Source organism: Methanofervidicoccus abyssi, assembly GCF_004310395.1.
GTDB classification, from domain to species: Archaea; AGJL01; Methanococci; order Methanococcales; family Methanococcaceae; genus Methanofervidicoccus; species Methanofervidicoccus abyssi.
The window spans coordinates 201,079-214,565 of the sequence record NZ_BFAX01000004.1 but is presented as its reverse complement, the minus strand read 5'-3'; the positions used below and the strand labels follow the sequence as shown (position 1 = coordinate 214,565).

At 33.7% G+C, this 13,487-nt stretch carries 10 protein-coding genes, 1 tRNA gene and 1 pseudogene; 4 read left to right on the top strand and 8 right to left on the bottom strand.

Features of this window, described 5'->3' with window-relative positions; all coding sequences use genetic code 11:
* Positions 1–65: 65 nt before the first annotated feature.
* Positions 66–866 carry a nickel pincer cofactor biosynthesis protein LarB gene (gene larB, locus MHHB_RS05370; RefSeq protein WP_131007639.1) on the bottom strand — a complete coding sequence of 267 codons (801 nt, stop codon included), beginning with the start codon at positions 864–866 and terminating at the stop codon, positions 66–68.
* Positions 867–1,022: 156 nt separating this feature from the next.
* On the opposite strand from larB, the gene MHHB_RS05365 reads away from it, so the two are divergent.
* The 3 genes from MHHB_RS05365 (at position 1,023) to MHHB_RS05355 (ending at position 3,740) form a co-directional block, all read left to right on the top strand.
* Complete coding sequence (locus MHHB_RS05365) at positions 1,023–2,192, top strand: glycosyltransferase family 4 protein (protein ID WP_131007638.1); 1,170 nt, start codon at positions 1,023–1,025, stop codon at positions 2,190–2,192.
* Between the two features lie 160 nt (positions 2,193–2,352).
* On the top strand, positions 2,353–2,685 hold the full coding sequence (locus MHHB_RS05360; RefSeq protein WP_229701932.1) for a helix-turn-helix domain-containing protein: 333 nt from the start codon (positions 2,353–2,355) through the stop codon (positions 2,683–2,685).
* A gap of 5 nt (positions 2,686–2,690) precedes the next feature.
* Positions 2,691–3,740, top strand: coding sequence for a class I SAM-dependent methyltransferase (locus MHHB_RS05355; protein ID WP_131007637.1), 1,050 nt, complete (start codon positions 2,691–2,693; stop codon positions 3,738–3,740).
* A gap of 77 nt (positions 3,741–3,817) precedes the next feature.
* Here MHHB_RS05355 and MHHB_RS05350 read toward each other — a convergent pair whose 3' ends face one another.
* Both MHHB_RS05350 and MHHB_RS05345 read right to left on the bottom strand, forming a co-directional pair.
* Positions 3,818–4,291 (bottom strand): YkgJ family cysteine cluster protein, encoded by a 474-nt coding sequence (locus MHHB_RS05350; RefSeq protein WP_131007636.1) that lies wholly within the window; start codon positions 4,289–4,291, stop codon positions 3,818–3,820.
* Between the two features lie 23 nt (positions 4,292–4,314).
* The gene (locus MHHB_RS05345; RefSeq protein ID WP_131007635.1) at positions 4,315–7,569 is read right to left on the bottom strand and encodes a HEAT repeat domain-containing protein; all 3,255 of its coding nucleotides are present in this window, start codon (positions 7,567–7,569) and stop codon (positions 4,315–4,317) included.
* Positions 7,570–7,715: 146 nt separating this feature from the next.
* Here MHHB_RS05345 and MHHB_RS05340 point away from each other — a divergent pair, with 146 nt between their 5' ends.
* Positions 7,716–8,477 carry an ATP-binding protein gene (locus MHHB_RS05340; RefSeq protein WP_229701931.1) on the top strand — a complete coding sequence of 254 codons (762 nt, stop codon included), beginning with the start codon at positions 7,716–7,718 and terminating at the stop codon, positions 8,475–8,477.
* Positions 8,478–8,661: 184 nt separating this feature from the next.
* Here the strand turns inward: MHHB_RS05340 and hmd are convergent, their stop codons facing one another.
* The 5 genes and pseudogenes from hmd to frhB all read right to left on the bottom strand — a co-directional run bounded on the left by hmd (position 8,662) and on the right by frhB (position 13,470).
* A complete protein-coding gene (gene hmd / locus MHHB_RS05335; RefSeq protein ID WP_131007633.1) occupies positions 8,662–9,693 on the bottom strand; it encodes a 5,10-methenyltetrahydromethanopterin hydrogenase in 1,032 nt (343 codons plus the stop codon).
* 178 nt (positions 9,694–9,871) lie between these two features.
* A tRNA-Cys gene (locus MHHB_RS05330) sits at positions 9,872–9,948 on the bottom strand.
* Positions 9,949–10,053: 105 nt separating this feature from the next.
* Positions 10,054–10,917: a radical SAM protein gene (locus tag MHHB_RS05325; RefSeq protein ID WP_131007632.1), complete on the bottom strand. Its 864-nt coding sequence runs from the start codon at positions 10,915–10,917 to the stop codon at positions 10,054–10,056.
* 349 nt (positions 10,918–11,266) lie between these two features.
* Positions 11,267–12,169: a tyramine--L-glutamate ligase gene (gene mfnD / locus MHHB_RS05320; RefSeq protein ID WP_131007631.1), complete on the bottom strand. Its 903-nt coding sequence runs from the start codon at positions 12,167–12,169 to the stop codon at positions 11,267–11,269.
* Positions 12,170–12,614: 445 nt separating this feature from the next.
* Positions 12,615–13,470 (bottom strand): annotated as a pseudogene (frhB, locus tag MHHB_RS05315) (coenzyme F420 hydrogenase subunit beta).
* Positions 13,471–13,487: the final 17 nt, after the last annotated feature.

Below are 13,487 nucleotides of genomic sequence, written 5' to 3'. Positions count from 1 at the left end.
ATTATATATTTAATTACTGTTATTTTATTAATTTTTATTAGGATTTTTATTACTTTTGAGAGGAATTAAGGTTTATAAACCTTCCTTGCCAGTAGTGCAGCGAAGGATGCTGCACCAAAGCCGTTGTCTATATTCACCACTACCAGTCCTGGAACACAGGATGTTAGCATAGAGTAGAGAGCAGCCTTACCATCTTTTCCAACTCCATATCCCACTGACACAGGGACGCCGATTACAGGGATATCCACTAAACTTGCCACCACAGAAGGTAGGGTTCCTTCCATCCCTGCAACTACTACAATACAACATACATCTTCTTCGATCATCCTCTTTAAAGGCTCAAAGAGTCTGTGGATACCAGCTATACCTACGTCGTAGGAGTGTATAACTTTACAACCTAAGAACCCACCTGTAACTTTAACCTCTTCTGCTATTGGTATATCACTTGTACCTGCAGCTAAGAGACCTATTTTTCCATGGATTTTCTGTTTATAACCTCTCCTTTTAAGTACTATAGTGCAGGCCTTATGGTTTACAATAAATTCATAGTCCTGAATATTCAGATTTTTTGTAATATCTTCTTTTTCTCTTTCCAATTTTAGTATATGTTCTCTTCTAACCTTTGTTGCAAGTGCTATCCCCTTCTCTTCTGCAGATCTCTTCAACACCAAAATTACATCATCGAAGTCTTTATTTTTAGCATACACCACTTCTGGAATACCTGATCTCAACTCTCTGAAGATATCTAATTTAATTCTACCCTCTATCTCTTCAATCTGGTAGATCTTTAAAAGAGTTTCAGCCTCTTTAACTGAGATTCTCTTCTCTGATAGATCTTGTAGAATATTCTTTAGCTTTTTTTCCATATATATCTCCTTGAAATTGTATTCACTAACACTATTAAAAAAAATAATAATAAAAAAATAAAAAAAATAATAATAACCATAATATCTATTACAATCAGAAAATTTTTATGTTGAGTATTAATAATATTAATAATAAAATAATAAAGAAGGGACAACGTGAGGGTGGCTATAGTTACTTGGGAGTACCCCCCCATAATGGTAGGAGGATTATCAGTACATTGTAAAGGACTGGCTGAAGCTTTAGTTAAAATTGGACACAGTGTGGATGTTATTACAGTTGGTTACGATTTACCAGAGTATGAAAATATAAATGGTGTCAATGTCTACAGAGTTAGACCTATAAAACATCGACATTTTTTAACGTGGGTTCTCTTGATGGGAAGCGCCCTTGAGAAAAAATTAGGACTCTTAGGAATTGATAACTACGATGTTATTCACTGCCACGACTGGATGACCTATACAGTTGGTAGTAGTGTAAAACATCTACTAAATAAGCCTTACATTCAATCTATACATAGTACAGAGAGAGGTAGATGTGGTGGTATTTACTCCGAAGATTCCAAGGTTATAAACGAGTTGGAGTGGTGGAGTACCTATGAATCCCATGCGATAATAACTGTAAGCCATTCCATTAAGGAAGAGATTTGTTCTTTATTCCAGGTACCGTGGGATAAAGTAAATGTAATCTATAACGGTATCAATCCAGAAGAGTTTGATATCTACATGGATGAGAGGGAAAAAGAAAAGTTTAAGATGAGTATTGGGGTTAAACCTGATGAAAAAATGATACTTTTCGTTGGAAGGCTGGTTTATCAGAAAGGGGTGGAGTATCTCATAAGGGCAGTACCCAAGGTACTTGAAAAATATCCCAACTCTAAGGTAGTTATAGCAGGTTCTGGAGATATGAGGGGATATCTGGAGAATTTAGCTTTTCAGTTAGGGTGTAGAGATAAGATAATATTTCTAGGTTTTGTCAATGGGGATATGCTTAAAAAGCTTTATAAGTCTGCCGATGTAACAGTTATACCATCCGTGTATGAACCTTTTGGAATAGTGGCTTTGGAATCAATGGCTGCAGGAACTCCAGTTGTTGCAAGTGGAATTGGAGGATTGAAGGAGATAATCCAACACGAGTATAACGGTATAACAGTATATCCTCAGGATCCTAACTCTATTGCATGGGGGATAGATAGGGTTCTATCTGATGAAGGTCTTAGGGAATGGATAGTAAAGAATGCAAAAAGGAATGTGTATAGTAAATATAGTTGGGAAGCTGTTGCTAAGAGTACCGTAGATATCTACAACAAGGTGATGAAACTGATATAATAAAGATAAATTTTATATAACCATAAAAATTTTTATTGGATAATATGAAATAAAATATAATAATATAATAATATAAATATAAAATATAAAAACTGGAATTTTAGATATATAGGAATAATAGGATGAGTATAGATTTTACTGTTTATACAGGGTGTCCTCTATGACAAAACGAGACATGATTTTTATAAATCCCACTATTATAAGATCGTTGAATAAAAGTAAGTTGAGAAAGAAAATATTGTTCTTCTTATATAAAATATATCCCCAAGGGGTTTATCTATCTGAACTCTCGAGGTGGGTAAAATCAGATCCAAGTAACGTGTTAGGATGTCTGAAGGGAATGAGTACAAGGTATAACGGTCATTACTCCTTGATTGAGTTAGGTTTAGTAAAATGTATCGATGAAAACGGAATGAAGATCTATACCATTACCGAGTATGGAAGAAACGTCGTAGAGTATTTAAAGGATTACGATAAAATAAGTAAATGGTGAGGTTTATGAGTATCGATTACAACTACGATGTTCAGGGAATACTCGAAAGAAGTAACTACGAATACGAATATCAGACAGATAACATAAATAAACTTATTGAATCTATGGACTTTACAATTAAATATTTAAGCAGTGAACTCCTGGTAGCATTCTTTAGACAGGGGATGGACTTCGGAATATACGGGATAATTAGTAAGTATAAACCGAAAATAGAGGAAGTAAACACTCTCTTAGGATATCCGAACAGTGACTTCCTCAACAACTATATAAAAACAGCGATTAGCCTGGAGATAGTGTATCAAAATGACGACGGTACTTTGGAGTTAAATATGGACAAGGAGATAACTATAAGACATCCAGAGTATGATAAATTTATGGAAGATTATTCTATAAACTACGACTACATGACTAAACTTTCCAAGTATGCTCTTATAGGGTATAACCACCCTAAGATATGGCTAAACTTTATAAAGGATGCAGATATATGGGATATTATATTGAATACCTCTTATATGAAATCTTGTAGAAATGTAGTAGCCAAGTTCTTAAATTTAGACAACGGGGATCATGTGTTAGATGTAGGTTGCGGGTCTAGATCTCCTGAGTTTTATGCTTCCAAGATATCTCCAAGAGGATGGTATACAGGTATAGATATCTCAAAGAACCTATTAAAAATGGCTGAAATTAGAACCAAAAAGTGGAACTTTGGAAACATAGTATTGAAAAATATAGACTTCCATGATGCAATAATTAAAAACAAATACGATTACGTCATCTGTACATATACCTTAAAGTACGTTTCCTCGCCGAGGATATTCCTTAAAAAGATGATGGACGCCCTGTGTCCAGGAGGCAAGTTATTCATTGCAGAGGAATTCTTCACAGATTTAGCCAAAGATGTAAATGTGGAGCTATTTGAATTCTATAACAGATTGAACAAGTTTTTTAAAAGGTATCTATCGAAGAAAGAAATATTAGACTCCTTGGAAAAAATGGGATACGATTTTAGATATAAGGTTTTAGGCAGTGGTATGTTGGTTATTGAAAGAGTATAATTTATTTCTATACCTCAGAGCTCATACGGATCATCATAAATCAGTGTAAGTCTCTCATCATTGGTATATGCTATTTTTTATATCTTTTTATATCTAATAGATTTAAAGGCATCCTTGGGAGTTCTCCTCTCAATGCCAAGGTATTTAGCTACCAATAATCCATACCTTATATATTCTTCTTCAACTGGGATGTCTCCTACGAACAGTCCTGGGCATTTCTCTAAAAACCAACTGTCGTAGGTTAGCACCAACTGGCCATCTATCTCCTGGATGGAGTAGGGGCGTAATCTACAGATTAAGGGCCTTGCGGGATATATGGAACATTTGTTGTCTTTTAGAAATATACACTTCTTTTTAATCCGCCGCAATTCTCCTACAGTACCATTGAAGTGATCTACATATCTCTTTACAAACTCTTTAAAGGCAATTTTTAAATATCCACATATGTTACCAATATCTTTCTTAGTTACAGTAGGAGGATCGTAGCAACACCTTCCACATTTTCTACATATCCAGGCTATATTTTTAGTATCTATTTTAATATTTACCATAAAAAGACTTCCACAGCAATTTTTTATACAAGTACACGCCTCTTAAGTTCTTCATATCTCCTTAGATACTCTTCTCCTAACTTCTCAATATTGTAGTTACTCCTCTCTAAAAGTTTTCTTATATACAGATATAGATAGATTATTTCCTCGTCCTTCAATACTTCGTAGTATTCTAACAACTTTTTTATCACAGTACTTACAATATTCTCATCTGACAGTACATAATCACACATTAGAAGTAAAATATCTAGTGCATTCTTGATGAGGATCCACGGTTGTTTCTTTATATCCCCCGAGAATATAGTGCATACTATTATTAATGCATTATCCATATTTTGACATATTATGGAGTTAGGTGAAGTTATGGCATGAATTCCCATAATATCCTTATACTTAGATAGGATCTCTTCTTTTGTAATCTTTCCCTCTTCTAACATTTTACGGATGTCTACACAGAGTTTCTTACACTGTTCTACTCTGTATTTTATCGTCTTTTTTACTGCCCTTAAGATCTCTAATTTGAAATACAGTGGTATATTTTCAGATAACATATAGAGTAAATATCTTAGGGGTTTTTTATATTCTACTCCTTCTTTGTAGTATTCTATAATATTTCTCTCCAACCATCCCTCCTCTACAGATGCTAACTCCTCCAGTAATATCACCGCCCTCTTAAATAGTAGAAGATGTTTGTTGTCTGAACAAAGATTGTAGATAATCTTGAATAGATTTCTATTACTTAGCAACATATTCAACAGTTCTTCATTTTCGTAAATCTCATTTATTAGGTAATCCAGAATTTTAATTTTTACAATAATTTTATCCTCCTTCTCTAAAATATCCATCATTTTATTTAAGAGATCTTCCAAGTCGTAGTCGCCTGATATTATCAGTTTTCCTTCAGTTGGTAGATACTCTATCATAAGACAGACTTCTCTCCAGTCCATCTCCTTTAACTTTTTATTTTTGACTATCGGTTTCTCCTTTATATATTTCATTAACTCCAATTTTTCCTTAACGATAGATTTACATTCCTCATCATTTATCTCAGATAGAATTTTTAATGCTATTTCAGTATTTTCCCCGCAGACATGTTCATATATTGCTACCTCTTTGACTTTGTTCACTAGATCGTAACTTATGTAGAACCCCTCTTTAACCATTGCCAGCAGTCTTTTAAGCTTATAACTCCTAATAATGATTATAGGTTCATTTATATTGAAGAATAATCTTTTCTCTAAGTAGTAGGGGATGGTAGGATGTTTATCCCTGATATTGTTTATTATATTCCCTGCTTCTTTAAATCCCATATGTTTCAGTAAAATGAGCTCATATAACATGTAGAATATTTCCCTGTGAATCTCCATCTGAGATATCATATCCAAATATTCTCTTATGGCATTATATTTTTTATTTTTAATAAATTCTTTCAATTTCAATTTAATAGCTACTGCTATTGCCTTCCTTAACTCCTTAAATTTCCAGTATCTTTTAAATACCTCTTTTTTCTCTTCTTCAGAGATAGTATAATAGTCTTTAAAATATTTAAGTACAGGATATTTCTCAATTATGCCACTCTTCTCTAATATATCTAGATATGCCTCTCTCAGTATTATATGTCCATCATTTAGATATTTTGCTATCAACTCGTAAGCGATTTCTCCACATATAATTTCATTATCTAGTAAGTTAGGGGATTTTTCCAAAACTGTTTTCCAAAATAACATGTATTCTAACCTACATTGAGAAAACCTATCGTCAAATAGAACGAGAGTATCTATTATTAAGTCTTCTGGAAGGGAAATGCCTAATTGAACTATGGTCCTCAGTATCCAGATTCCTAAGTTTCTAACCATAAAGTAGTTATCGTGTGTCAGATATTTTACATCGTTTAAAACTTTGGTACAGTATTCAGGTTTTACATGGAGCAGATTACCTAAATATTTTCCAGAGTAGAACCTATCTAGCCAACCACATATCCATACTGATCTTTTTACAGATGTTGTTATATTTAGTATTAAGTGTCTAAAGTCGTCCATTCCTAAGGAAGACACTTCTTCTATTACACTTCTGTCGAAATAGGGAGAACTCTTAGTTGAAGGACACTCTCTGTTTAACTTTAACAATATACATACTCCGTTGTAATAGCACAGATAACCCTCACTCATAACCTTCTCCATATCAACCTTATCAATCACTTCCTCTACCTTCTTCAGAATATATTGGGAATTGCTCCATTTCACAAGATTGCACAGTGCCTCAAGGGAAAATCCTTTGAGGAGATAATTTCCCTTAACTAAACTATCTTCTATCACCTTAAAGAAATTGTCAATATCATTTTTACTTAAATTTTTATAAACTTTTTCTACAGTTATGATTTTTGAGAAGAGTAGTATTGCAGAGAGTTTGACGATAAAGTTGTCACTTTCTATATTGTTTAGAACTTCCTCCAGTAGTACCTTACCGAGGTTTTCATCTTCATTTAACAACTCCCTGAGAGGCTTGAAGTGGGTGTACATCAACAGTAAAATAATCTTTTTACGTGGTGTTTGAAGTTGTATCAAATCGTAGATTAAGTCTGTAACATCATCCTTTGTCAGGTGTTTTTTAAAGTACTTAGAGAGAATATACTCAACACTTCCTTTCTTAAATTGTAAACCCTCCTTCTTGTATACAGTCCATATATATACTCTGTAGACAGGTGCAAAGTTAGATACTAAATGCTCTTTTTTTATGTCTACTAATTCTTCCAATATCTCAAGGGCAAGTAACTGTATAAGTTTGTACCTATGTCCACAGGCAGTGGTTATTATCTCAGGTAATGTGTTTATGATATATTCAGGGTTTACAGTGGATATAAACCCTATACTGAATAGCGCATATAACACTTTTATAGGTTCTGAAGAGTACAACTTCAAAGACAGGGAGATTACATATTTTGATATCACGTGTATATCTAAGGATGATACAATTCTCCTAGCCATTTCTGAGAGTACAGCAATTGGAGAATTAGCCCAAATGTATAAGAGAACAAAAATATCTTCATTTATAATATTGTATTCCAACACTATTTTCTTTAAGGAGTGGGCGAGGTTTACTCTAATGAATCTATTTGTATCTAAGGCTAACTCGACGATATATGGAGTTAATTTTTCTATTAGTTCCTGATCATTAATATATCCCAATATCCTAGCAGCTTCAGATCTTTTCTTCCAGTCTTGTTTGTAATATTCAAGGAAAAGTTGTAAGAGATCTTTTTGAGACATTTGGTCATACATATAAATCCCTATATATAAATTTAAAATAATTAAAAAATTCAATATAGTAAGATAATATTTGTAACAAATATAAATCTTTTGTGTAGATACATAAGTACTCGTTATCATTGGAAATGATATATATTTTAAATTCCCTTGGTGATATATTGACAAAGATAATCGCTGTGAGTGGGAAGGGTGGAACTGGGAAAACCATGTTTTCCACGTTCCTTGTAAAAGCACTATCTAAAAGGAGTAAAAATCTACTTGTTATAGATGCAGATCCAGACTCTAACCTTCCAGAAACCCTTGGTGTAGAAGTTGAGAGAACCATAGGTGATATAAGGGAGGAGTTGAAGAAGTTGGCAGAAGGGAATAAGTTACCGCCAGGTATATCTAAACAGGAGTACCTTATGGGAAAGATATACGAGATAATAGTGGAGACTGACAACTACGACTTGTTAGTTATGGGAAGGCCGGAAGGTAGTGGGTGTTACTGTAGTATAAATAACTGGTTAAGACAGATAATAGATAACCTATCAACATCCTACGACTACGTAGTGATAGATACTGAGGCTGGACTGGAACACCTAAGTAGGAGGACGACTCAGAATGTAGATACTATGATAGTGGTGACTGATGCATCTAAGAGAGGGCTTGGAACTGCAAAGAGGATAAAAAAGTTGGCAGAAGAGTTAGATATCAAATTTAAAAATATCTATGTAGTAGCTAACAAGGTTAATGAGAAAACTTCAGAAATGGTAGAGAGATACGCCAGGGAACTTGGACTCAAGTTAATTGCAAAGCTACCCTACAGTGAAGAAATAGCCAAGTATGATCTTTTGGGGATACCTTTATTTAACATAGACGAGAATAACGAGGTGTATAGAGAAGTTGAAAAAATTGTAGATAGGTATATAATATCTTAAGTTCTTAAAAATATCTTAAAAAAAATAATATGTCAAAAGTTCAATAAGTAAGATTTAATGAAAATTCTGTTTTTATATTTGTATTTATTATTTTTATAATAATTAACTATTTTTATAAGATTTCTTAATAGGAACGGAGTTATAATTATTAACTAAAAAAAGAAAAAAGTTAGAGGTTATCTAATTAATCCTTTCCGTACTTCTCAAGAACCTTCAATGCATTGGGCAATATATCTGAAAGAGGTCCAAAGCACATACTGTCTGCTGTACCTGTTAGAGCCTTGGGGTTTAACTTTTCCTCCATCTTATCTATACCTTCTTTCCTCATCAACTCCAGTATCTGAGTGATAGCTTCATCTGCCATCATCTGGGCAAAGTCTGCAGGTGCCCCAAGTATCTTTGTAACAGCTTCTCTATATGCCAACAATACTGCGTATACTGTGGCAGTAACTGCTGAACCCATATCACACACTGGGCTTATGAGATTTGCAGGTAATCTGTAGGCACTACCCCTTGCAATCTTTGCTATGTTGTAAAGTTTCTCTAATGCCTCTTCAGATGCAAATCCTTCTGCCAAGAATACCTGTCCCTTCATCTCAGGTACTGCTCCTGGGTGATATGATGTAATATTTAGGTCTTCCCTTCCAGCATCCTTGAATATTTTAGCAAACTTTGGAGTTGGGATAGTACAGGCATGTGTTACTATAGCCCCTTCCTTTATTGCATCTACGAATTTTTCAATTATTCCTGGCTGACTCTTCCCCTTTGGTAACCAGGTTATTACAATATCTGCATCACTTACTGCTTCCCTATCATCCGAGGTTGTCTTTAACCCTACATCCTCCGGATGTACTAAATGGATACAGGCCTTTGGTGGTTTTGGAAGTTCCTTGGCCTTCTCCATTACAGCCTTTCTAATGGCAGGCATTATCTTTTCAGGATCTCCAGATAAATGTGCCTCTATAACTTCTTGTGGGTCAAATTCATCTATTATAACGAGGCCTGGATCTTCAGAGAAACATGGATCTGAGAGTATGACTTCATCTACCTCTGGGACAAGGTGCAACAATTCAGCTCCGTAGGTAACTGAAGAGTGAGTTAGTGCAATCTCAGGTTTATTCACTTTATTTGCCACTTCTACAGCTCTTGCAAAGTTTGTAATTCCTGAAGCGGCATGAGTTCTATAACACCCTGCTCCCAATATGGCAATCTTCATAATATCACCTTATTTTTTAACTATCAATATTCTTTATAGAAATTATATAAAAAATTATCGTTTTGGAATTATGGAGACATCTATTAATAAATTTAAAATATGGTATCTAAATATTTAATAACTTATCTATATTTTACTGATATATTTGAATATATAAATATAATATCTACAAAAAAAATGGAGCCAGGGGAGGGATTTGAACCCTCCTAAAGCGGATCTGCAGTCCGCCGCCTCGCCAGACTAGACTACCCTGGCACAATACTCAGTTAAGGATATCCTATATGGCAATAATTATATCTCCTATATAAACTTTTCGGTTATGATGGAACAAAATAAAATAATGGATATATCTAAATACCGTTAGGAAAGGTAGTTAGCAATCCTTCTAATTAGATAACTTCTGGCAAAACAGTAGTTACATTTAACTTTAAATAGTTTAATATCTTTTCCACTGTTAATGTTTCCTCCGTAGAAGTAGCCCTCTAAGGTGGGACAGGGATAAATGTTTCCGATTTCACTGACAAAAAGAAGATCTCCACTGTTTAGATAGCAGTATTTATTCTCAGGCCTTTTTCTTAAATTCTTTATATATATGGGAAGATCCTTCATCTTCTCTAAAACTTTTCTGAATTCTTCCTCTTCTGGCATCAGTGAGAAGTGTTCTCTCTTCTTAGGTTTCAACAGATCAAAACTTATACTCCTCACACCTATGGAGATGAGGTAATACACGAGATCCTGAAGGTGTGGGAGGTTTTTATTGGTCACTACAGTTGTAACTCCAAAGGGTACTTTGTTCTCCCTCAAGAGATACATACCTTTTAAGGTATCCAAGGTGGAAGGTCTCCCATTCCTGTATGGTCTTAAGATAGTATCTTTAGGATCTATAGTATCTAAACTTACCCCAACTTTTATATCCAACTCTTTAATCTTCTCTATAATTTCTTTATCCAGTAAAGTTCCGTTGGTTTGGACAGCGTAGGTTATATTTTTGTCCGGATATTGATCCTTACAGTAATCTACAATTCTTTCAATTAATTTGAAATTTAATAGAGGTTCCCCTCCCGTAAATTGGATCTTTAATTTATCATCCTTCTTTAGGATATAATCTATGGCATTTTTAGCAGTTTTGAATCTCATCTCTTTTTTACCTGTGTTATCTTTCCTATAGCAGTAGATACACTTTAAATTACAGTTGTTAGTTATCATCAGTATTAGAAACTTCATATTATCACAAATTTACGTTTATATCTCATCAAAAATCCTGATAAATTACATAATTATACCTCAGTTTCCCTCAAAAGTAGTTGATCAAAAATAAAAATAATATAATTATAATATCCCTAGATGTTTTCTTAATATGGAGATAAGATAAGAAAATTCTGTATATAGTATAAAGCATGTCCCAGAGTTTGTAGTTAGATAGACGTTAGGAATTCTTTTTTCCTTCACTCTTCGGAAGTAGAAGAAAGACGTATCTAGATAGAGGTTTTTATTTATTAAAAATCTTTTTATTTTATATTTATTCTATTCTTTTTTATTATTTATTATCTATAAAATGTTTTTTATATCGTTTTTAATGGGAACTCTGGAGATCTATAGTGATCCTCCTACTTCCCATTATAGTGTATCTAAGATCCTTTCCCTTGGCATTATCTACTAATAGCTGTGAGATTGGAGGAGTGGTGTATATACCTACTATAGATGTAGTTATTCTGGGATTTATCTCGAGAATATATATAGTATCTCCGTCCAATAAGATATCCACACCTACATACCCATTTAAACCTTCTATCTCCTCCAGAGCCTTCATCGACTCCTCTATTATCCTATCTTTTAGGGGATGAGATATATTGATCTCTCCTCCTATGTATCTCCCATCTCTATAATACTGTTTATTCAAGGATAGTGGATAGAATTTGTCTCCCACTATGAAACTTGTGGAATAAGGTTCCCCTTCTATGTATTCCTGAATTATGTGATTCTCAGGGATTATCAGTTGATTGGAACCACCGCAACCGTCTATTTTCTTTACTATGTATCTCTTTGGAGGTAAAGTTTTAGGAGTTTTAACAATATTTTTTATCTTCTCATAGGTTAGATATTTATTTCCACATATTTTCACACCTTCACTGTGGGAACCTAAATTTAAGATATCTTCTTCTTCGATCAATTTAGTCAGTCTGTAAAGCAATCCATCACACTCAGGTGCAATTACAAGGGCACTATCTATTTTTTCCCTATTTAACACTTCTTCTACTGTTCCCATTACGTTAGAATCTCTCTGGATGTACACTTTCAGATTATCCCTATCCCTGTAGTATTGTGTATGCCTCTCACCAACAACAGTGATGACAGTGAAGTTGTTATTTAGAAAATCTTCTAACAATCTGTCGAACATCAACTTACCCTCTTGCAGTATATGAAGATCTACATCTTCGTTACTTCCTACGGCGTATTCAAAGAGAAATATATTCATCGTTACCCCTTTCCCTTACTTTTATAAATTTTCCATAGTTTTGCTAAATCATATTTTACTATTTCAGTTAGTACAAGGGGTACTTTGAACTGTTTTTATTTTGATAGTTTTTCGAATATTTCTAAATAATAACGTATAGTTGTTTACATTAGATATTAAAAAAATACCTTCAATGAATTTAAGGGAGATATAACTTATTTTAAAATGCTCTAATAATAACCATTTGGGACTTTAGAGTATGTAAATAAATTCCAATAAAAATTTACAAGCAACTATAGATCCAATAGGCATTAGGAAACCTATTGCCGTATAAATATTTTTTCTATTTAACTTTAATCGGTATGTATACATACACTAAGCATATATTACCATACAATAATAAATTATAATAATAAATTTTAAAATTTTAATAATCATTATAACTTTAAAAAAATAGTTAATGTTATTATTCGATAATAGGTACAGGTAATCCTAACTCTTTTCTATGCTCTATCTCTTTTCATATTTTTCTCCTTCTTAGTTAGTGCTAGTTTTTTAAGTATACCTAATCCAAACTTACCTTCATCTATAGGTTTAGTTTCCAGATAACCTTCTTCTATCATTCTATTAATAAGCTCTTCTCCCTTTTCACTTCTTATGAGTACTGTACTCCAGCCATCTGGACTACCTACTGAACCTGTTGAAATATCTGCCAACTCTGCAGTATAGTCTGTACATACATGACAGGAAGTCTGTTCATAGGGATGGGTTTTTTTCAGTTTAACAGATTTCGTATCCCCCCATTTAGTGTATACCCAGAATTTACCCTTTCCAATATCCATCTTAACTACATCTTCCAACTTTACACCACAGAGTTCCTCCACTATAGTCTTCATCCCCATATATGGGAAGTTTTCCATACAGAATATGCCTAGAAGTAGTGCAACTTTATCTACCAGATGTCGAAACCCTACGGGATATTTAAGGGCCTTCCTTAAAGATATAATCTGACAAGGGGTGCCGACTACTCCGATCCTTTCACAACCGTACTCCCTTATAGCACTTTTTAATACACTGAGATTCGGACATACTGTGTATTTAGTACCTGCTGCCTTTAACACCTCCTCAGGTGTAGTAGCAACCTTTGGGACCGGTTTAAAGTTCTTTTCCTTATCTGCTACAATAACTCCATCTAAAATGCTATTCTCCAATCCATATATGAATACTGCAGATACTATACCTCCATCCTGGGATCTTTTGAGTATTCTACTATCTGTAGCTCTTGCTGATATTATACTTTTATAACTTCCGAGAGGTTCCATGGAATCACCTATAAAAT